The organism is Pseudomonas sp. JAI120, from assembly GCF_014207255.1.
GTDB lineage: Bacteria > Pseudomonadota > Gammaproteobacteria > Pseudomonadales > Pseudomonadaceae > Aquipseudomonas.
Map to the genome: position 1 here is coordinate 368,273 of NZ_JACHCZ010000001.1, position 20,900 is coordinate 389,172.

At 59.9% G+C, this 20,900-nt stretch carries 18 protein-coding genes and 3 pseudogenes; 7 read left to right on the top strand and 14 right to left on the bottom strand.

The genetic code is table 11. The annotated features are described in order from the left end of the window. Positions 1-50: 50 nt before the first annotated feature. Complete coding sequence (locus HDC32_RS01790) at positions 51-431, bottom strand: RidA family protein (RefSeq protein WP_167655367.1); 381 nt, start codon at positions 429-431, stop codon at positions 51-53. Positions 432-643: 212 nt separating this feature from the next. Here HDC32_RS01790 and HDC32_RS32330 point away from each other — a divergent pair. Next, a pseudogene (locus tag HDC32_RS32330) lies at positions 644-1,411 on the top strand (PAS domain-containing protein); the annotation flags it as partial. A 111-nt stretch (positions 1,412-1,522) separates the two neighbouring features. Continuing rightward, a pseudogene (locus HDC32_RS32335) lies at positions 1,523-1,999 on the top strand (methyl-accepting chemotaxis protein); the annotation flags it as partial. Positions 2,000-2,048: 49 nt separating this feature from the next. Here HDC32_RS32335 and HDC32_RS32340 read toward each other — a convergent pair. Then, the gene (locus tag HDC32_RS32340) at positions 2,049-2,237 is read right to left on the bottom strand and encodes a hypothetical protein (RefSeq protein WP_371920998.1); all 189 of its coding nucleotides are present in this window, start codon (positions 2,235-2,237) and stop codon (positions 2,049-2,051) included. A gap of 400 nt (positions 2,238-2,637) precedes the next feature. Then, complete coding sequence (locus tag HDC32_RS01805; protein WP_131696344.1) at positions 2,638-3,507, bottom strand: oxaloacetate decarboxylase; 870 nt, start codon at positions 3,505-3,507, stop codon at positions 2,638-2,640. A gap of 235 nt (positions 3,508-3,742) precedes the next feature. Between HDC32_RS01805 and HDC32_RS01810 the strand changes: the two genes are divergently transcribed. The 3 genes from HDC32_RS01810 to HDC32_RS01820 all read left to right on the top strand — a co-directional run bounded on the left by HDC32_RS01810 (position 3,743) and on the right by HDC32_RS01820 (position 5,915). Beyond that, entirely contained in the window at positions 3,743-4,657 is a 915-nt protein-coding gene (locus HDC32_RS01810; protein ID WP_184742223.1) for a universal stress protein, read from the top strand. Between the two features lie 200 nt (positions 4,658-4,857). Further along, complete coding sequence (locus tag HDC32_RS01815; RefSeq protein ID WP_178116790.1) at positions 4,858-5,157, top strand: BON domain-containing protein; 300 nt, start codon at positions 4,858-4,860, stop codon at positions 5,155-5,157. A gap of 80 nt (positions 5,158-5,237) precedes the next feature. Beyond that, the gene (locus HDC32_RS01820) at positions 5,238-5,915 is read left to right on the top strand and encodes a dTMP kinase (protein ID WP_167655370.1); all 678 of its coding nucleotides are present in this window, start codon (positions 5,238-5,240) and stop codon (positions 5,913-5,915) included. Here HDC32_RS01820 and HDC32_RS01825 read toward each other — a convergent pair. After that, on the bottom strand, positions 5,868-7,649 hold the full coding sequence (locus HDC32_RS01825) for a GGDEF and EAL domain-containing protein (RefSeq protein WP_184744062.1): 1,782 nt from the start codon (positions 7,647-7,649) through the stop codon (positions 5,868-5,870). The two genes, HDC32_RS01820 and HDC32_RS01825, sit on opposite strands and share 48 nt — an antisense overlap. A gap of 452 nt (positions 7,650-8,101) precedes the next feature. Here HDC32_RS01825 and solA point away from each other — a divergent pair, with 452 nt between their 5' ends. Further along, the gene (gene solA, locus HDC32_RS01830) at positions 8,102-9,286 is read left to right on the top strand and encodes an N-methyl-L-tryptophan oxidase (protein WP_184742225.1); all 1,185 of its coding nucleotides are present in this window, start codon (positions 8,102-8,104) and stop codon (positions 9,284-9,286) included. Positions 9,287-9,615: 329 nt separating this feature from the next. Here solA and HDC32_RS32345 read toward each other — a convergent pair. The 10 genes and pseudogenes from HDC32_RS32345 to HDC32_RS01875 all read right to left on the bottom strand — a co-directional run. Continuing rightward, positions 9,616-9,729 (bottom strand): annotated as a pseudogene (locus HDC32_RS32345) (HAMP domain-containing protein); the annotation flags it as partial. Positions 9,730-9,875: 146 nt separating this feature from the next. Then, positions 9,876-11,219, bottom strand: coding sequence for a TolC family outer membrane protein (locus HDC32_RS01835; RefSeq protein WP_184742227.1), 1,344 nt, complete (start codon positions 11,217-11,219; stop codon positions 9,876-9,878). 23 nt (positions 11,220-11,242) lie between these two features. After that, positions 11,243-12,760: a DHA2 family efflux MFS transporter permease subunit gene (locus HDC32_RS01840; RefSeq protein WP_184742229.1), complete on the bottom strand. Its 1,518-nt coding sequence runs from the start codon at positions 12,758-12,760 to the stop codon at positions 11,243-11,245. Beyond that, the gene (locus HDC32_RS01845; RefSeq protein ID WP_184742231.1) at positions 12,757-13,824 is read right to left on the bottom strand and encodes an HlyD family secretion protein; all 1,068 of its coding nucleotides are present in this window, start codon (positions 13,822-13,824) and stop codon (positions 12,757-12,759) included. Before HDC32_RS01845 ends, HDC32_RS01840 begins: the two co-directional genes overlap by 4 nt. 27 nt (positions 13,825-13,851) lie before the next feature. Next, positions 13,852-14,613: an SDR family oxidoreductase gene (locus HDC32_RS01850; protein WP_260403568.1), complete on the bottom strand. Its 762-nt coding sequence runs from the start codon at positions 14,611-14,613 to the stop codon at positions 13,852-13,854. Between the two features lie 183 nt (positions 14,614-14,796). After that, entirely contained in the window at positions 14,797-15,525 is a 729-nt protein-coding gene (locus HDC32_RS01855; RefSeq protein ID WP_184742233.1) for an AraC family transcriptional regulator, read from the bottom strand. An 84-nt stretch (positions 15,526-15,609) separates the two neighbouring features. Then, positions 15,610-17,007, bottom strand: coding sequence for an isochorismate synthase (locus tag HDC32_RS01860; protein ID WP_184742235.1), 1,398 nt, complete (start codon positions 17,005-17,007; stop codon positions 15,610-15,612). Continuing rightward, a complete protein-coding gene (locus HDC32_RS01865) occupies positions 17,004-17,309 on the bottom strand; it encodes an isochorismate lyase (protein WP_017849081.1) in 306 nt (101 codons plus the stop codon). The genes HDC32_RS01860 and HDC32_RS01865 overlap by 4 nt, the downstream gene beginning before the upstream one ends. Beyond that, positions 17,306-18,076 (bottom strand): alpha/beta fold hydrolase, encoded by a 771-nt coding sequence (locus HDC32_RS01870; protein WP_311771950.1) that lies wholly within the window; start codon positions 18,074-18,076, stop codon positions 17,306-17,308. Before HDC32_RS01870 ends, HDC32_RS01865 begins: the two co-directional genes overlap by 4 nt. Beyond that, positions 18,073-19,728: a (2,3-dihydroxybenzoyl)adenylate synthase gene (locus HDC32_RS01875; RefSeq protein ID WP_184742237.1), complete on the bottom strand. Its 1,656-nt coding sequence runs from the start codon at positions 19,726-19,728 to the stop codon at positions 18,073-18,075. Before HDC32_RS01875 ends, HDC32_RS01870 begins: the two co-directional genes overlap by 4 nt. A 222-nt stretch (positions 19,729-19,950) precedes the next feature. Between HDC32_RS01875 and HDC32_RS01880 the strand changes: the two genes are divergently transcribed. Continuing rightward, a complete protein-coding gene (locus HDC32_RS01880; RefSeq protein WP_017849084.1) occupies positions 19,951-20,844 on the top strand; it encodes a helix-turn-helix domain-containing protein in 894 nt (297 codons plus the stop codon). Positions 20,845-20,900 lie beyond the last annotated feature (56 nt).

The window sequence follows — 20,900 nt, forward strand, 5'->3', positions numbered from 1 at the left end:
TCACGGTTGAGGCGCGCATTGTAGCCGTGAATTGCCTGACCGGCATCAACTCAGGCCTTGGCGGCCATCGCGGTGACTTCCACGCGCATGCCGTCTACCGCCAGTGCCGCCACGCCAACCGCCGCGCGCACGGGCCAGGGCTTGGCGAAGAAGCGTTTGTAGACCTCATTGAAGGCGGCTCGGTCGGCCATATCGGTCAGATAAATGGTCAGGTGCATGACCCGGTCCATGGAGCTGCCAGCCTTTTCCAGGGCCACTTTCAGCGCTTGCAGCGTGCATTCGCTTTGCAGGGTGATATCGCCCAGTTCCAGGCTGCCGTCGGCGCGGGTCGGGATCTGGGTGGAGACCAGGATGCCGTTGAAACCGACAACGTCGGAAGAAATCGAGTCGGCATCCGGATCGGGGGTGTAGGACAGGTCGTGGTTGGTCATCGGTGCGCCTCTTATCGGCTGGAACAGGAAGGCGCCATGGTCCTTGAAAATAGCAACAGGGGCAAATAAGGCCCCCCCGAAACACCGGGAATCCCCATGTTTCGCACAACATCTTGACGTCAAAAAATAAACAACTAATCCACGTAAAGTCCCGTATTCCGCGGCCGATAGCGAGGTTAGAGATAGATTTTCTGCACGGCTGAGGGCGCGTCATGTTCAATACAACACTCAAAACCGAACTGGCGGCCAGGACGGCCGAAGTCACCGAGTACAAAGGACTGATCAGCGCCCTGGAACGGTCCATGGCAGTGGTCGAATTCGACCTCAACGGCAACGTACTGCGTGCCAACGACAACTTCCTGAAGACACTGGGTTATACCCGCGACCAATTGGCGAGCAAATCCCACCGGGACTTTTGCTTGCCGGCGCTGACCAACAGCCCGGCCTACAGCCAGTTCTGGGGTGAGCTTAAGGCCGGTAAGTTTGTGTCGGGCACTTTTAAGCGGGTGGATGCTCACGGCAAGACCATCTGGCTGGAGGCCAGCTACAACCCGGTGCTGGATGAACGTGGCCAAGTGCTGAAAGTGGTCAAGTACGCCCTGGATGTCACGAGCAAAGTCGAACAGGAAGCGGCGACCCGCAGCAAACTGGCCGCAGTGGACCGGGCAATGGCAGTGATCGAGTTCGACTTGAACGGTCAGGTCCTGGACGCCAACGAGAACTTTCTGCACGTCATGGGCTATACGCTGGCCGAAATCAAAGGCAAACACCACCGCGTGTTTTGCGAACCCAGCCTGATCAACAGCAACGAGTACACGGACTTCTGGCGACGCTTGAACAACGGTGAGTTTTTCACCGGGCAATTCAAGCGTCTCGGCAAGCATGGCCGTGTCGCGTGGCTGGAGGCCAGTTATAACCCGGTCTATGACGGCGAGGGCACGCTGATCAAGATCGTCAAGTTTGCCAGTGACATCACTGAACGCGTGGAGAAGTTCGAGGAAGACTCCCGCGGTGCCTCCCGGGCCTACCATATTTCCTCCGAGACCGAGCGGTTTGCCGAACATGGCACCCAGGTGATTCATGAAACTGCCGCCGAAATGCGCCGGATCGCCGAGAACATCGGCGCATCGGCGCGTCTGGTCGGGCAATTGGGTGAGCGCTCCGAGCAAATTACCGCGATCGTCAATACCATTCGAGGCATCGCCGACCAGACCAACCTGTTGGCCCTCAACGCGGCCATCGAGGCTGCCCGTGCGGGCGACCAAGGGCGTGGTTTTGCCGTGGTGGCCGATGAGGTCAGGCAGTTGGCGGGGCGTACCAGCCGCTCTACCGCAGAAATCGCCGAAATGATCGGCATGATCCTGTCGGAAACTCGCGACGCGGTGGCCAGCATGAGCTCCACCCAAGAGGGCGCGCAACGCGGCGTGAACCTGGCCGACCAGGCGGGTTCGGTGATCCTGCAGATTCGCACCAGCACCAGTGACGCGGTGCAGGCCGTGAGTATGTTTGCGTCGAAACTCGATGAGTCGGAAGTCATTCCCAAGACGGCCGTCGGCTGGGTAGGCTGATCGCGTTTTAGGTGTGGAGAGGGAGCAACTCCCTCTCCACAAGGCCTCCTTACAGCAAGGTGAACGGGTAGTCGACGATCACCCGCAGCTCATTCAAGTCGCCATCGCGCTGGTCGGCGTTGGACGACACGATGGCATCACGCACGCGCAACGACAGGTCCGTGACGGAGTCGGCAAACGCCACGGGGCTGATACTGGCGCACACCGCCAACGCCAACAGGCTCCACTGTTTAATCATGTTATTAACGTCCCCGGAATAATGAATGCGCACAGAAACGCCGCACTGTTTGGCAGGCGTGCACGCTTGTATGGGCAGAGTTTTAAAGTGAGGTGTTACGGTTTCTTATTGTCTTCGGCGGGTTTGTCGAAGCTGACTCCAGGCAGAGTTTGCGCGGCCTGTAGCCCTGCTGGGGATGAAACTCGATTAATAAAGCTTCACGGTTTTTAATCGGGCAGGGGAGTAGCGTGGGGCCTGTCTTAGCCGCTCTGCTTCGACAAAATCCTTTGGTTGCCGCCGCAGATATTGCGGCGGATTTTTTTCGTGGGCGGTGTTTCAGTCAGCGGCGTAGTTGAACGCTTACAAGGGCGGAGCGAGCGGTGAATCCAGGGGCGGGAGGAGGGATTCACCGCTGATGACGCTACTCTTTTACATCCATGAACTCTTCAGCCCAAGCCACGTAGCTCTCTGGCAGCGTGTAGGTATGGGTCAGTTCGGTAGCGCTGAGGTTCGATGTGCTGTGGGTCAACTGGCGCTGGGCACGCAGGCTGTCGTAGGTGGCCTTGATCGCCGCAAAATATGCGCCATGGCCGGCAACTACCACGCGCACGCCGAGGCTGGCCAGGCGTTGGGCGTCATGGAGCTTGGGGTTGCCGTAGGTCACCAGCATCAGCGGTACCGTGAGGTTTTCGGCGATCTGTTCCAGATGCTCGAAGTCGCTGACGCCGACCATGCAAATCCCATCGGCACCGGCCTGCTGATAGGCCAGGGTGCGCTCGATAACCGCTTCGGTCGGCAGCACACCGGCGTTGGTGCGGGCGATGATTGCCAGTTCAGGATCTACACGGGCCTCCAGGGCGGCGCGGACCTTGCCGATGCCTTCCTCGATGGAGATCAGGTCGGTGGATTTACGCCCGAATTGCGCGGGCAGCAGCGTGTCTTCGATGGTGAGCGCGGCGACGCCGGCACGTTCAAGTTCTTCGACGGTACGCATCACGTTAAGGGCGTTGCCGTAGCCGTGGTCGGCGTCTGCGATGAAAGGCAACTGGGCGACGCGGCCAATCCTTGTTGCCTGTTCGACGAACTCACTCAGCGTGATCAACGCAAAATCTGGCGCAGCCAGAACCTGCAGCGAGGCGACGGAGCCGCCCAGGATGCCCACCTCGAAACCCAGGTCAGCGGCGATACGTGCAGACATTGGGTCGAATACGGAGGCGGTTTCAACGCACACAGGCGTTGCAAGCAGTTCACGGAAGTTGCGGCGCAGGGCTGAGTGGGACTTTTTTGGCATGATCTTTCCTGGTTGGGCCATTGTCGACTGACGATCAATGCCTATTCATAGTCGCAGCAGATTAACACGCCGCAAAAAAGAGGATTATGACGTTTGAGCATGGGGTATGCGTGTAACACATACCCCAGGCCATTTTTGCTGGCTAAAGCTGATAAAGATCAACTAGCCGCCGCTGTGCACGGCTCAATCTGGAGGCCCATTCACGGATTGAGATGGCCACGTGCCGAGGTGCCCCATGTTGCAGACTCCGCGTTTACTGTTGATTGCCCCTTCCACCATGACCCGCACGCCGGCGTTCGAGCGTGCCGCTGCGTTGGCACACGCGATGCAACTGCCGCTGCACATCGTCGCGTTTAATTATTTGCAGGCCCTGGCCATCGCCGGCCTGTTCGCGCCGGACCAGATCGATCGCGCGCGGGAAGGGTACCTGGACACCCATCGACACTGGCTCACCGCACAGGCCGACTCGATGAGCAAGCACGGGCTGGCGGTCACCAGCGAGGTAGTGTGGGTACATCACCCCTTTGAGGAAATCCTGCATTTCGTCAACGAGATGTCGCTGGCCCTGATTATCAAGGATGCCGAGGACGTACCGGCGTTGAAACGGGTGTTCTTCACGCCCCTGGACTGGCAGTTGCTGCGCGATTGCCCTGTGCCGGTGCACCTGGTCACCGAGGCACGGCATCCGCTGCCGCGCAAGGTGTTGGCGATCGTCGATGTGTTGCGCAGCGAGGAGCAGGACCTGGTCTTCAATGACCAGATTGTCGAGGCCGCAGCCAAGCTGGCCTCCCAGTGCAATGCACAACTGGAACTACTGCATGTGTACGACTGGGCGGCGGTGTATGCCAAAGACATGGGGTATGGCGCTGTACCCCTGGTTTCCGGGCTCTACGAGGCGCTGAACGAAGCGCAGCATGAGGCATTCGCCGGTTTGGCGGAACGCCAGGGGATTGCCGTCGAACAACGGCATTTTATCGAAGGGGTGCCGCTGTGGAATATCTGCAACTTTGCGCATGACCATCAGATCGACGTCATCGTCATGGGCACCGTGCGGCACGCCGGGTTGAACAATCTGCTGGGCACCACCGCCGAAAGCCTCTTGCACAATGCGCCCTGCAGTATGTGGGCAATCAAACCCCCGCGTGGTTGAAGCCGGCCGGCAGTCTTGAGAGGACCTTGGGCTGCAGGTGGCAGCAACACCGAACGCGCCCTGTATTTGGTTCCTGGCAGCATTTTGGCGATCCGGCAGGCCATTGACCTCGGGATAAGTAATTTCCGACCTGCTGGAGCGTGTCACAACCAGATACGCTTTGGCTGATCGAGATGTTTGGAATACAGGTGGAGCATTTTATGAATACCGATGAAACGCTTAGACAACGGGTGATGGAAGAACTGAATTGGGACCTGGCATTGAAAGCCGACCAGATTCTGGTTCAAGTGTCCGACGGCATCGTGACGCTCTCCGGTAACGTCGCCAGCCATGCCGAGCGTTGGCACGCCGAGCAGGCGGTGGCCCATGTCGTCGGCGTGGTGGAGCATCGCTTTTGCCAGCGGCGGAAAACGCGTAAATCTTGCGCATCAGACTCAGGTAGCACTTTGGGACCCGTGAGCCAAAACAAGGGTAGAGTGTTCATCACTTTCTGTTCATAGGGCCTTCGCGTAGTCGCACTGAGCGGTTCCAGCGTCCGGACAGGGCAAAAAAAAACGGTATATCAATTGTTAAGTGAAGAATGAATCGTCCGCTGTTTGTTTCTCTGGATGGGCCCAAGGGAACCGGCAAAACCACGCTGTTGGAGGCCGTTACGAAAGCACTGAGGACAGATAACAAAAAGGTGATCCGGCTTTGCGAGAGAAAAAGCGATCCCTACCGGGAGGGAACAATGGCGCTTGTTAACCAGCTCGTCAGAAGTCCCTCTCGGGAGTTGGAACTGCGGGTGTGTGAACGCTTTGCTGACAGCCGTGCCTGGATTTCCCAGCAGGTGCTGGCTAAACAGCCACCAGGCAGCATCATCCTGATCGATCGCTGGTACCCGTCGGATGCTGCGTTTCGCCGGATAATTCCGTTTGCAGAGATCCTGCAGTTGAACATTGATCGAAACGTGCGAGTGCCAGACCTGCATGTCGGGATTGTCACTGCCCCTGAGATTTCATGGGCGAGGGCAGCAACACGACGGCGTGGGCTGAGCAGCACGGTGATCCATAAGCTGGAAGAACATAGCGCGTGTACCCAGGCATTCGAGCGAGCGAGTGCAGATCACGGTTGGGTTGTATGTCGTAATGAAGGAACGATCGAAGACGCAACGATGCAGGTGATGTCCGCGATCTACAGAGTCCTTGCTTGCGCGTCCCCGGCAGTCATTCTACCGGCCCCGACCTCCATCGATTCCTTGTGCTATCCAGGCTTCTAATGCATCGGCGCTCATAGGCTTGGCTATCAAATAACCCTGTGCTTCGGAACATCCCCACTGTATTAACAGGTCCAGGATTTCTTGATTTTCTACGCCTTCTGCAACCACCTGGTAGCCGAGCCCCTTAGCCAGTCCGATCAGGGTTTTAACCAGTTGCTTGTCATTTTGATTGCTGCCCAGCCCGCTGATCAGAGATTGGTCAAGCTTGACAGTATTGGCCGGGAGCTCCTTCAAATAAGCCCAGTTGCTGTAGCCGGTGCCAAAGTCATCAACAGCAACCTCTACGCCAAACTTACGGACACGCTCCAGTTGCCGGATGACTTCTTCAGGGTTGGTCATGAGCATGCTTTCGGTAAACTCAAGTTCAAAGCCAGCGGGGTCCAGGCCGTGCTGTTGAATCTCATGGATCATCGCGTCGACGAATTCGGCGCTTTCAAGATCGCTGACGGTAATGTTCATCGCTATCCGCAGGCGCACACCTTGCGCTTTCCAAATAACCGCTTGCTGGATGATTGCGTTGAGCACCCACAATCCAACAGAGGGTATGAGTGCGGTTTTTTCAGCCAAGGGTATGAATTCAGCAGGGCTGATGGGCCCCAGTAAAGGATGTGTCCAACGTAATAGTGCTTCTACTGAATGACACCGTCCTGAGGGCAGTTTGATTTTTGGCTGGTACACCAGGCTGAACTGTTTGTCGGCGCTGACCGCCTCCGGCAACGAACTCAACAACATGAACGCGCGTTGTTGAGCCGCATCAAAATGGGGTTCATAGCGCGACCATCCCAGCCTGCGGTCACGCGCCTCATCCGCAGCGCTGACCACCAGGCGAAGCCAGTCTTGCTGGAGCCCTGAGCTATGAATAGGCAGGACGCCAATCCCAACTTGCATGAGTATGGGGATGGCGTGGCATTCGACAGGCTTTTTGAAGTCCTTGAGGATGTTTTCACAAATGTGCTCGGCCGTTTGATCCTCCTCAAGGAGGAAACCAAACCGCGTCGGGCTAATTTTATAAAGTAGACACTGTGGCGGTAACAGTTTTTGTAGGCGCGCTTTGATTGCCAGGACCAAATCTGTGGCAAAACTGTAACCCAGCGCCTTCACAATATCGTTGAGGAACTTTGGCGAGATGATGTCAACCGCATACGCTTGGCACGCGCTGTGGGTCTTGAGCGCTTGGCGTATATCCTCCTCAAACCGGAGTCGATTAAATAACCCTGTGGGTTGGTCGACGAAGTTTCGAGAGCGCATGCTGTGGATGCGCATCATCACCAGTTCAGCAAAACCGCTGAGCATCGCGCTATCACGCTCACTCATGGCTGCGCGTGAGACTGTATCAATGATGCACAGGCTTCCCAGCGTAAAACCCTCTTCGGTAATCAGTGGGGTGCCCGTGTAATAACGAATATACGGAGGCCCCGTTACCAGGGAGTTGTCTTTAAAACGGGGATCAAGCGTCGCGTCCAATACCTCCAGCGGGGTGTTATCCAGCGTCGAGTAAGCGCAGAAGGACACTTCTCGTGGTGTCTGCGTCTCTTTAAGCCCTACACGCGCCTTGAACCATTGCTGATGCTCATCGACGATCGAAATCAGCGCTATGGGTGCGTTGAAGTAAGCAGAAGTCATCTCGACGATTTTATCGAAGACAGTATCGTACTCGCTGTCAGCTGGACAAAATTTCGCGACCTCTTTAAGCCGTTCAATTTCATTCGGCGGAATAGGAGCGCCTGCGCCCATGACAATCCTCGGAGTGGCTGTGTTTATGTGCACGGTATCAGACAGTGCCATCATTATGATGTTGTTTTTTCTATTCCTCTGATAGCTCAACGGTATGCAGGCAGGCGGCCTCTCCTGTGTTGCCGGGAGAGGCGCGTTTTTGGCCTCAGCACTGCGTAGACCACATGGATCACACGTTGATTTGCTGTTCAGGGCCGGAAGGGTTGAGCTCCGTCTGTGCGGTGCGCCGCGAGAAATCCACTGCCAGCTAAATATTACTTATGACAGTTTTAAATCGGCCCAATGTAATTGCAGTTGACGATGACCAGAAGCGAAGGATCGAAGCCTTACCGATGTATTGCAGCGGCAGAGCGGCCGGTGATGCTCGGTTGATAATATGCATATGCTCTTTTAGTCGTTGATTCTTAATCGGTTTCACTTTCAACTGGCTTCTTTTTGACAGGTGAGAGTTGATGTCCGAGCGGTGTGATGTAGTGGTATTGGGGTTGGGGGCCATGGGGTCCGCTACGGTGTATCAGTTGGCGAAGGCGGGTGCGAATGTTGTTGGTATCGACCGCCATCACCCACCTCACAACCTGGGCTCCAGCCATGGCGATACGCGTATTACCCGGCTTTCGGTGGGTGAGGGCGCGCAGTACGTTCCCATTGTGCGCAATTCCCACCGCATCTGGCGCGAGCTTGAGCAATTGTCAGGGGAGTCGCTGTTCGAACAGTCGGGTCTATTGGTTCTGACTTCGAGTCCCGAGTTTGACCCCAACGATAAAACCGACTTCACATTGCGCACCATCGGCCTAGCACAGGCCTATGGCATCGAGCACGACGTTTTATCCGCCGACCAGATTCGCCAGCGCTTTCCACAATTTGCCAACGTACACGACACTGCCATCGGCTATTTCGAGCCAGGTGGAGGTTTTGTACGTCCTGAACGTTGCATTGATGTGCAGCTCAAGTTGGCCGAGCAACACGGAGCAATCCTCTACAAAGGCGAAACCGTCACTGGGATTAGCTCGAATGAGCAGGGAGTCCATGTCACTACGAATCTGCGCACGCTCTTTGCAAACAAGCTTGTGATTAGCGCCGGCAACTGGAGCGGCGGTTTGCTTGGCGAGCCGTTTGACAGCCTGCTCAGCGTCTACCGGCAGAAGCTGTTCTGGTTCGGGCTGGAGGAGGGCGCCGAGTTGGTGGGTCACTCACCGACGTTTATCCTCACTCACGGCCGTGGCGACGACAAAATCAACTACGGCTTTCCCGCATTACACGGCGAGGCCAGCCTGAAAATCGCCACCGCGCAATACCACACTACTTCGTTGCCGCAAACAATGGATCGTACGGTCTCGTCGGCGGAAGAGCGGGACATGTATGAGCACCAGGTGCGCGGCCGCATCGTCGGTGTTACCTCGAACGTGGTCAAGTCTGCTGTCTGCGCCTACACCGTGACGCCGGATCGCCATTTCATTATCGATGAGCATCCGTCGTGGCAGCACACCTTGGTGGTGTCCGCCTGTTCCGGTCACGGCTTCAAACATTCCGCCGCGTTGGGCGAGGCGTTTGCACAGTGGTGCATACGCGGTTCGACCGACTTGGATCTCTCGTCTTTCTCCCTTAAACGCTTCGAGCGCTATCAATCATATTGTTAAGTTCAATATCTGCTGACGAAAGGCTTGGAAGCAGAGAGAGGAAAAGAACTAAAGCTAAACGCATACATTCCCTTATTCACATAACGTTTGGTAAAGGGGCGGCGTAACGTCGTCCCCGCGAGCGACTTAAACCGTGTGTTAGACGCGAGGTAAGTCAAGCATTGAATGTGCAGGCGACGCCAAATGTACCTCAAGCCGAACCGAAAAGGTGGGCAACGAACGTGCGGGTGTTGGCAGATAAAGAAAGGCGAGGCGATCAATAGCGTTGCACTTCCTAATTGGCCTCAGTTCAAGGCAAAGAGGCATCTACGAAATCCGGGGCGATTCAGACTGGCCTGCATGCGTTGCAGTTCAAGGAACAACTCGCCAATTTCGTTGCGGCCAGGCGAGACGACTTCGCGGGTCAGATCGCCCCCGGCAATGCGCTTGAAGTGCTCGCCGGCCGCCTCCGCAGACCACTTAAGTAATAGTGATCGTGCTATCCGCATTCACTCAGTGAACTTGAACGGCAGAAGTGGGAACCCGTTCGATTATCGAACCCTGAATTCAATGGCTCAGGTACATGGGCTGAATGGGGCGCGCACCGGGTTCAATCGAGCAGGCGACTGACCTCACGCAGACGCACGTCGTTCAGGTTCCCCGTCGACGCCAGCAGATTGAGCTGCGCGAGCAGAATCGCGTAGCGTTGCTGGGCCAAACGTTGCTGGGTGTCCGTGACTTTCTGCTGTGCGTCCAGCACCTCCGTGTTGATGCGCGCACCGGCCTCGAAGCCGTGGGTCACCGACGTGAGGTTGACCTGGCTGGATTTCAGCGCCTGCTTGAGCGCCTGGTATTGGCTCATGCCGCTGGTCACTTGCAGGTAGGCCTGGCGGGCCATCAGCCCGGCGCTGCGGCGCGCATCTTCGAGTTCATCCAGGGCTTTGCTGTGCAACGCATGGGCTTCGCGCACGCGGCTGCTGGTACGGCCGCCGCCATACAGTGGCACGCTCAGTTTGACCCCGACCACCGTCTGGTTATAACGATTCTCCGGCAGGGTGATGTCGTACACATCGCCGCCGACCGAGGCAAAACGGCCATGGGCGGCGATCAGGTCAAGGGTCGGCAAGTGGCCGGCTTGTTCCTTGTCGATGTCCATTTCGGCCAGGCGCTGGGCAATCTGCGCCCGCTGCACGGCGAGGTTGCCTTGTTGTGCGGTGGTGGCCCAGGCGCCGATCGCGGCGGGCACCGGAGCGCTGAATTGTGGCTCCTTGCCCGACCATGGGCGCGCCTGGGCGGCGGTCAATTGGGTGAGGGCTTCGGTGGCGATATCCAGCGCGCCGCGTGCGGCGATTTGCTCGGCGAAGGCCTGGTCGTATTTGGCCTGAACCTGTTCGAGCGCGTTGTGGGTGCTGGCGCCGTCGGCCAACAAACGCCGGGTGCGGTCCTGGCTCTCCTGCAGGGTTTGCAACTGTTGCGTGCGGGTGTTCAGCAGTTCCTGGTTAAGCAGTACGTCGAAGTAGGCGCGGGCGACACGCAGCATCAGGTCCTGGCGCGCCTGTTCGGTCTGCACCTCGCTGGCGCTGATCATCAGTTTGCTTTGGTCGTGGGCAACCACACTCTGCCAGCGCAACAGCGGTTGGGTGAGAACCACGGCATAGGCGTTGGTGTTATTGCGGTTGCGATGGTAGTCGGACGAATCCTCGGCATCGACCCACGCCGCGCCGCCGGTGACCGACAGGTCCGGTAACAGGTTGGCACGGCTTTGCGGTTCTTTTTCCGCGGTGGCCAATTGTTGCGCCTGTGCGGCGGCGAACTTCATGTCGTGGGTCAGCGCCTTCTGGTACAGCTGGTACAAGTCTTCCGCCGCCGCATTGGCCGGGCAGCAGGCGAGGCTGAGGCCGCACAGGAAAGTGAGCAGTGTGATCGGGTCGAGATGCAGCCCTGGAATACGCAAGGGGATGTGCTCCACTGGAGAAGTTATCGGCTGAGGGTGCTTCTGCGCATCATCAGCACCATGGGAATGCCGATGGCCATGACCGCGCCCAATATGCCGAACAGCATGCTGAAGGCCAGTATTTGCGCTTGTTCACGCGCTTGCAGGTAAGGCATCAGGGCCAAGGCTTGTTGATGGCTTGCAAGGTTCAGGGACAGAAACAGCGGGTTGGATTCCACGCCGCCCCAGCCACTGGCAACCAGGCTGGACTCGGTCACATGCTCGGACAGCAGGCGATAGCGCTCCCACGAGAACCGCGTGAGCAGGGTCGCGGCAATGGCGATGCCGACGCTGCCGCCCAGCTGGCGCATCAGGTTGAGCACGCCCGAAGCGCCCGAGATCAACGTCAGCGGCAGACGGCGCATGGCCAGGTTGGTCAGCGGTACGAAGATCATGCCCAGGCCCAGGCCGCGAATCACCAGGGGCCAATAGAGCGTGTCCGGGTTGCTGTCGAGGGTGAACTGGGTGTGCAGGAACATCGCATAGCAGTACATGACGATGCCCAAGGTCACGAACACGCGCTCGTCGATCTTGTTTTCCTGGGACAGCTTGCCGATCACCAAGGTGCTGATGGCACTGGCCACCGCCCCGGGGAAAATCACCAGCCCGCTCTGGTACGCGCTCTGTGCCAGCAACGTCTGCAAAAACAGCGGCACCATGAATAACGTGCTGTACAGCCCGAAACCCACGCAAAACGCGCAGATGCAGCCCATCAAAAACTCGCGGTTCTGAAACAGCGCCACATTGACGATCGGGTTGTTCGCGCGCCGTTCCCACCAGAAGAACCCCACCAGGCTGAAGCTGCTGAGCAACAGGCAGGCAACCGTCCAGTTCGATTCCATCCAGTCCCAATGCTCGCCGCGCTCCAGCAGGATCTGCAGGCTGCCGACGCCCAGGGCCAGCAGGCAGAAGCCGCTGTAGTCGACGCTGCTGGGTTTGCTTTCATTGGCGGAGTCGCCGATGCACAGCCAGCACAGCAGCAGGGCCACAGCACCGATAGGCAGATTGATCAGGAATATCCAGTGCCAGGACAAGGTGTCGATCAGATAGCCGCCGACGGTGGGGCCCAACGTCGGCCCCATCATCACGCCAACGCCGTACAACGCCATGCCGCTGCTGACCTTCTCCTCGGGGAATACGTCGTAAATGATTGCCTGTGAAATCCCCAGCAACCCGCCGCCCGCCAAGCCTTGCAGTACGCGGAATGCCACCAGTTGCCAGAGTTCGGCGGAAAAGGCGCAGCCCACGGATGCCAGCACGAACAGCGCCGTGGAGACCAGGTAATAAGTGCGCCGCCCGAACCAGGCCGACAGCCAGCCGCTGACCGGCAGGATCACTACATTGGCCACCACGTAGCCGGTGGACACCCAGGAGATTTCATCGACCGACGCCCCGTAGGTGCCCATCAGGCTGGGAATCGCCACGTTGACGATGGTCACGTCGAGCAGTTCCATCATCGACACCAGCGTCACGGTCAGCGCAATCAGATACGGCGACTTCATAACGTGTGGCTGCCGTGCTGTTGCGTGGCGACTTCGACGAAGGCGCTCATGCCGGGGCTCAACAAGGCTTTGTAGTCATCCGGCACGTCTTTGAGGGCAATCCTGACCTGCACGCGCTGCACCACCTTGGTGAAGTTGCCGGTGGCGTTCTCTTGGGGCAGCAGTGAAAACTTTGCACCGGTAGCCGGTGCGAGGCTCTCGACCACCCCGTCGAAAGCCTGCCCGGGAAACGCATCCACAGTGACCTTGGCCAACTGGCCGACCCGCACGCGCCCGACCTGGGTTTCCTTGAAGTTGGCGGTAATCCACAGCGGGTCGGTGGCAATCAGGCTCAACAGCTTCTGCCCGGCGACCACGAATTGGCCCGGCTCGACTTCTTTTTTCGAGACGATGCTGCGCACCGGCGCGGTCTGACGAGTGTCGTGCAGCTTGATCCGGGCCTGTTCCAGTTCGGCTTGCGCCGCAGCGATCCGGTAGTCCTGCACTTTCAGTTCGGCTTTGTTGGCCAAGGTGCTTTGCGCGGCAGCCTGGGCATTGCCGCGTGCCGCTTCCTGGGCGTGGCTCAGGGCGTCGAAACGCGCCTTGGCCACCTCGAGATCCTGGGTGCTCAACACACCTTGGGCGCCCAGGCGGCGGGCGCGCCCGTAATCGTTGCGCGCCTGCTCCAGATTGGCGCTGGATTGTGCCAGCGCCGCTTGCGCCGCCTGGCGCATTGCGACCGCGCCGAGGACCTGGCTGTCCAACGCACCCGGACCGCCGCCGCGCCCTGCGGCGGCAAGCAACGCCTGCCATTGCGCCTCACGCTGCTCGACCTGGTATTGATATTCGCTGTCGCGGATCTGAAACAGCAGATCACCGCTTTGCACCGTGACGTTGTCTGTCACCGGCACGCTCATCACCACGCCCGAGAGCTTGGCGCGCACCGGAATGATCACGCCATCGAGCTCGGCGTTATCGGTACTCACGTAAGCGTTGGAATACTGCCAACGCTGCCAGCCGAGCAGCAGTAACCCACCGACCACAACGCCGCACAGTGTCAGTTTTATCAATTTACCTTTGGTCATGTCCTGCTCCCTGTGGTCATGCGAGGCTTAGGCACTCAGGGCGGTCCGTGGCGTGTTGCGCTTTGTGCTGCAGGAAGTGATGCACGCCATCCCATGCGGGCCACTGGTGAGAAAGTAGTCTGCGCCGATCAAGCGCTGGCGCAACGCGTTGGCAATCGCCCGCGCCGCCACGTCACGGGCGATCAAGTCGATATACCCGGCAGGCGGGCAGGGCACGATAGGCAGCACGCCGGACATCATCAGCCCCATGGTCATATGAAACCCCTGGAAGTTGGGCATGTGCCCGCTGTCCGAGTCGCCGATGATGATGGAGGGACGAAAGATCGAAACATCGATACCTGCCGAGCGCACCAGCGTTTCAGCCTGGCGCTTGGCGACTTCGTAAGGCGTTTCTGCTTGCACGCCTTCGTAGTAGTCGCACGGATGGGTGAAGGCGGTGCTGATGTGGTAAAGCGGCACGTTGGCTTGCTGGACAAAGTTCACGACGTTTTCGGTGCCGAGGTAGTTCACCGAAAAAATCTGGTCGATATCGCCATCCATGCGGGTCACCGCTGCGGCGTGGATCACCCAATCGACACGCTTGAGCAGCGCTTCATAATCGCCGACGTCCAGCCCCAGTCGCGGGCTGCATATATCGCCCTTGAGCACCTCCACTCGCGGGTGGCGAATGCGGCTTTTACGCGCCAGGCATACCAGGTCAAAGTCCTCTGCCAGGCAGTCGATCAGTGATTCACCGAGTACGCCTGAGCCCCCCGTGAGAAGGACGGTTAATTTTTGCTGTTCTGACATGTAGGACGCTTCCTGCGGACTCATCGAAAGAATTAACGGTGCGTTCCGCCAAATCCCGGGCACGGGTACCCCTGGCGAACACTCTTGCATTCACTTTCGGTAGCGCTGAGGTGCTGTGTGAGGCCGGCAATCAGCGCTTATCGTTTTCGCGAATAAGATGCGATCGATATTGGCTTTTTGATATCAATGCGTCTTGAACGAAACGCTTGTCTTTCGCAAAACCCTGGCAGCGGTGCGGGGCGTCATGCCAATCATGCGGCGCATGATGCGGGCCAAGTGCGCCTGGTCGGAAAAGCCGCCGTCGGCGGCGGCATCCGACAAGGTGGAACCGTCAGCGAGGGATTTGGACGCGCGCTCGAGTTTGTTCCAGATGATCCATTGGGACAGCGACACGCCCATCTGGTGCGTGGCGACATAGCGCAAGCGCGGGCTGGACAGGCCGACCGCACTCGCGGCGCGGCTGACGGAGCCCGGACCGTCGCGGTCCAGGCGCAGAATGTTCAAGGCCTTGTAGAGGCGTTGGTCGATGGGCGACGTAATCGCCAGCAAGCGCCCCAGCGCTTCCACAAACTGAGACAGGGAGCTGGAGTGGCGAAAGCACTCGAGCAGTTCGTCACTGGCCAGGGCGATGCCATTGTCTTGCAGCAACGCATTGAGCGCACGCCCCAACGGGGTATCCGGGTTGACGTAGACAAAGGCCACCGGATGAATGTCGGGCACGGCGCGGTGCTCGACATTGGGCCCGATGATCACGCCGGCCGCGCGGATCGACTGGCGTGGCAGCTCCAGGGTGACGGGCTGGTGTACGCCGATGCACAGCTGAATGGCAACATGGGAGTGGGCAGTGTTCTGATCCGCGCGGCCAATGTAGCCGGCCCATGAATCACCAAAGGTAACGTTGCCATCCCACATGTAAGGTCTTCCTGACTCAGAGGGTGAATTTTCCGTGTGCAGGGTAGGCCTGCGCCGGCCTTGATTCAAGCATCGGGCAGCGGGTTATACCTGCAACGCGGCGCGCATGCCCGCCAATTTGATGCAGGTTTCGTCGTATTCGCTGGCAGGGTCGGAGTGTTCGACGATGCCACAGCCAGCAAATAGACGGGCTTGGTTGCCGTTGAGCAAGGCGCTGCGCAAACCGACGATGAATTCGCCGTTGCCGTGGGCATCCAGCCAGCCTAACGGCGCCGCGTACCAGCCACGGTCAAAGCCCTCGAATTGGCGAATATGCTCCAGCGCCTGGCCGCGTTCATGGCCGCCGACGGCGGGCGTCGGGTGCAGGACTGCGACCATGTCCAGCAAACTGCTCTGCGGGCGCAGTGCGCCTTCGATCAGCGTCGCCAAGTGCTGCACGCGGCTGAGCCGCTTGATGTGCGGCGCCGGGGGAACGTGCAACGGGCGTACCCAGGGCGCCAGGTCACGCTGAATGATCTGCACCACCACGGCATGCTCATGCTGGTTCTTCTGGCAGCCGAGCAGCGTTTGCGCCAGTTGCGCATCCTGCTCCGGGCAGGGATCACGCCGGGCTGTGCCCGCCAGCGCCAGGGTTTGCAGGTGACCGTTGTGCAGTTTGACCAGGCGCTCTGGGGAGGCGCCGATAAAACACGCGTGGTGGCGTCGAAACGCAAACAAGTACGCCGTGGGGTCGTTGATTGCCAGGGCAGCCAAGGTGCGCCCGGCACTGATAGGCCGGGAAAATTCGCTGACCACTTCCCGCGCCAGCACCACCTTGTTCAACGCGGTGTCGCGCAACACGTCCAGGGCATGCGCGACTTTGCTTTCCCAGCAGGCCCGCGGCAGGCTCTGGTCGCGGGTGTGCTGCCGTGCAGCCGTCGGGGGCGCGCCGCTGAGGTAGCGATCCATCAGCGTGTTCCACTCCTTCAGTACGTGCTCGCAACAGCAACGTGCCGCATCGCTGGGCGCGACGCGCTGTTGGCACACCAGCCAACAGTCTGCACCGTCGCGCACCAGCAATAGCGTCATCAGCCACAGGGACGCATCGCCAAAACCCTGCCAGGCGGGGCTGGCCTTGACCTGATGATCGAATCGAAAGCCGCCGCACACCGAAGGCGCCAGCGGGCCGTGTATCACCGCGCTTTGCAGCCAGTGTCGCCATTGCGCATCGACCGAGGCAAAACGCTGAGGGCCCGCGCTGCTCAGTTCCGCCGCCACCCCCCAGCCGAACAGGCTTTTGTCGTCTTCCGGCGCCCGCCAGAACAGGCACTCGGCGCCAGGTTGGTCGACGCTGCCAAACAGTGCCAGCAAGTCCAGCGGGGCGATCCTCATCGAGTAACTGGCCAACACCGGCTCACCTTGTTCGACGGCACGCCGCTGGGCGTGCTCGAACACCTCGGTCATCCCCTCGGCATGGGCGTGCGGCTGTGCAAAGGCCCTCATGCCAGCGTTCTCATCGCGCGCCAGTGCAACACTTGCTGGCCGATGTACCAATGGATGATCTGGGCAAACAGGGTTTCGACGAAGTGCGGGTCCAGCCCGGCCTGCTCGGCCCACTCGCGGCGTTGCGGGAGCATCTGGGCAACGCGTTCGGGCGCGGCGATGCTGCTTTCGGTCGGCTTGAAGCGCGCGGCGGCTTTGACGTAAGCCATGCGTTGGCGCATGAGGTCGATAATCTGGTGGTCCAGTGAATCGATGGCGTGACGAATGTCCTGCAGGCCATCACAGGCGTCGGGGGTTTTCATTGAAAGGTTTCCTTCAAGGAGGGCGATGGGGTCGACAGCGTCGCGACGATGGCGTCGATGAGTGCCTGGCGCTGTTCGACCAGGTAAAAATGTCCGCCTTGCCAGCGCTGCAGGTGCAGTGGCCGGTGGCTGGCGGCTTGCCAGGCCATGGCTTCATCAAGCTCGATTTCCGGGTCTTGCTCGGGGTAGAACACCCCGATGCGGCTCTTGAGTGGCCGCGGTTGTGCGCAGGTGTAGGTTTCAACGATGCGGTAATCGTTGCGCAAGCCGGGCAGGAACAATTCGCACAGGGCCGGGTTCTCCAGCAACGCATTGGGGCGCTCGGCCAGGCGCCGCACATCGTCCAGCAAGGCCGCGTCGGGGCCCAGGTGCAACTGCCCGCCGCGTTGGCGCTGCGGCGCCGGGTGGGCGGACACGAACAGGTGGTCGACGGCGATTGCCCGTTGTTCCAGGCGCGTCGCCACTTCATACGCCACCACCGCGCCCAGGCTATGGCCGAACAACACCAGCGGCCGGTCGGCGTAACACGACAACGCGTGCGCGGCACCGTCGGCGAGGCGCTGCATGTCGGTCAGGCACGGCTCGCTGAAACGGTCTTCGCGGCCCGGGTATTGGATGGCCAACAGGTCGATGTCGGCGGGCAGAGCGTGGACCCAGTCGCGGAAGAAACTCGCACTGCCCCCGGCATGCGCGAAACACACCCATCGCCAGCGTGGCATGGGCGTGAGTCGATAAGCGCGTACCCAGCGTTTGTCGTGCAGGCTCACGAAGCGGCACTCTGCAGCCAGGCCTGGCGCAGGCGCTCGCGCAGGTCCTTGCGGCTGACTTTGCCCACGCCGGTGTGCGGGAAGTGTGCGACGAACTCGATACGATCCGGCACCTTGAACGCCGCCAGGCCGTGGCCGCGCAGGTAATGCTTGAGTGCGAAGGCCGAGGGCGCCGGGTCACGGGCGACGATAAAGGCACAGGTGGATTCGCCGAGCACCGCATCCGGCATCGCCACCAGTGCGGCGTCGTGTACCTGGGGATGGCCGATCAGCAGGTTTTCCACTTCTTCGGCAGCGACTTTTTCACCGCCGCGGTTGATCTGGTCCTTGTCACGACCTTCGACCACCAGGTAACCGTCGGCGGTGCGCCTGACCCGATCACCGCTGCAATAGAATCCATCGGCGGTGAACGCCCGGGCATTGTGTTCGGGCAGGCGATAGTAGCCGCGAATGGTGTAGGGGCCGCGCACTTGCAGTTCACCCACTTCACCCTCGGGCACCGGTTGGCCCTGTTCATCGACAATGCGTACTTCGTCATCGGCGCTCAGCGGACGGCCCTGGGTATGCAGCAGCAGATCCGGGCGGTCATCCAGGCGGGTAAAACACAACAACCCCTCGGCCATGCCCAGCACTTGTTGCAAGGTGCAGCCCAGCGTCGGCGTGACCCGTTCTGCCGCGCTGCTGAGCAATTTCGCACCGCCCACTTGCAGCACGCGCAGGCTGGACAGGTCGGCCTGGCGATGGTCCTGGGCGTCCAGCCAGAGCATCGCCAGCGGCGGCACCAAGGCGGTGACGGTGACCCGCTGCTCGCTGATCAGCGCAAAGCAGGACTCCGGGTCCGAGCGGCGCGTACACACCACGCGCCCACCGGCCAGCAGGGTGCCGATCACACCCGGGCAACACAGGGTGAAGTTATGCGCCATGGGCAACGCGGTGAGGTAAACGGTGCGCGCATCCAGCTCGCAGACTTCGCTGCTGGCGCGCACGTTATAGAGGTATTCGGCGTGCCGCCTCGGGATCAACTTTGGCGTGCCGGTGGTGCCTCCCGACAGCTGGAAACACGCCACGGCGTCGGCGCGACCGGCGTCCCGTTCCAGCGGCGCGCTGTTGTAAAGCTCACTCAACGCGGTGAACTCCTGCGCATCGCCGTCGATCACCACATGGCGCAACAGCGGGTTGGCAGCGGCCAGTCGGCGCGCCATCGAGCGGCAATCAAAGCCCTCCAATTGAGCGCAGCCGATGTAGGCCGAGGCCTGGGCAAACCCACAAAAGCCGCCGATCTCATGTTGACGGTGGGCGGGCAGGGCGAGGATCGGCCGGGCGCCCAGGCGGAACAACGCAAAGCACACTTCGATAAACGCAGTGCCGTTGGGCAAGTGCACCACCACATTGTCGCCCTCTGCGATCCCTTGCGCGTGCAAACCGCCAGCCAGGCGCCGACAGCGGTCTGCCAGGCTGCGGTAATTGAGGTGCAAGGGGCCGTCGGTTATCGCGATGGCCGATGGGTTGCGCGCGGCGACCGTATCGAGGGCCTGAGCGAAGGTCTGGTCTTGCCAGTAACCGGCCTGGCGGTAGCGTTCGGCGAACGCGGCAGGCCAGTCGGGCGCGTCGCCAACGCTGTCTGAATCGGGTGCGCAGGTGTGCAATGACATGGAATCCCCTATTTGTAGAAATAATTGGCTACAAACGCCTAAATGAGATCTATTATCATTGTCCTTCGCCGAGCGCTTCTCAACGCCAAGGCTTTCGGACCTGTGACTTTTTCATTAGATGAAATACACAGCGGCTATAAACAGGGAGGTTTACGGTTTAAAAGCCTCCTCCTCATTCAGGTCAGGCCCCGCGTAATGGCCTCAGGATCAAGGGAAAACCCAATGACTATTACGATCATCGCCCCCAGTCGACAAGAGACGCAGGCCGAACCCAAGGGCAACCAACCCGGAACGGTCTACCTGGACCCGCACATGACCCTGGTCACCGGCACGTTGTGGTCAGACAGCGAAAACTGGGTCGAGGACCCGCTGGAGCGCGGCCTCAAGTTGATTCTGGTGCAAAGTGGCGAGCTGTCGTGCCGCATCCCCGGGCACAGCGAGCAGTCGATCAAGGGGCCGAGCCTGTGCACCATCGTCAACGACGGCGAGTTCACCTCGTCGCAGATCTACGGCACCACCACACCACTGCGCTACACCATCGTCCAGCTGGACCTCGAATCCCTCGACCGCCATCTCGGCCTGGCCCCGCGCAAGCTGCTCAGCAGTGGCGGCGGCGACCCGTACATGATGGTGCGCCCGGCTCCGCGCGCGATGCAGGCACTGGCCACGCAAATTGCAACATGCCCGATGCAGGGCCCGAGCCGCTCGTTATACCTGGGTGGCAAGGCGCTGGAATTGACCGCGTTGAGCGCGCAGTTTCTGCTCGGTGAGCGCGGGCAGCCGGAGCATAAGCTGCGCATCACCTCGTCGGATGTGGAGCGTGTACACGCCGCCCGGGACCGTCTGGTGCGCTCGCTGCTCGAACCGCCCAGCCTGAACGCCCTGGCCAGCCACGTGGGCATGAGCCCGCGCAAACTGACGGCGGGGTTTCGCAAAGTGTTCGGTACCAGCGTGTTCGGCTACCTGCACGAACATCGTCTCAACGAAGCCCACCGCATGCTCAGCGACGAGGAAAGCAATGTGTCTACCGTCGCCTATGGCGTGGGATTCAGCCCGGCGCATTTTTCCATCGCCTTTCGCAAACGCTACGGTGTATCGCCCAGCGAAATCCGTTGATCACGGCACGGTGTCTCTGAATCGAATGAAAAGGCCTGTTTATCTAAAGCCCTGAG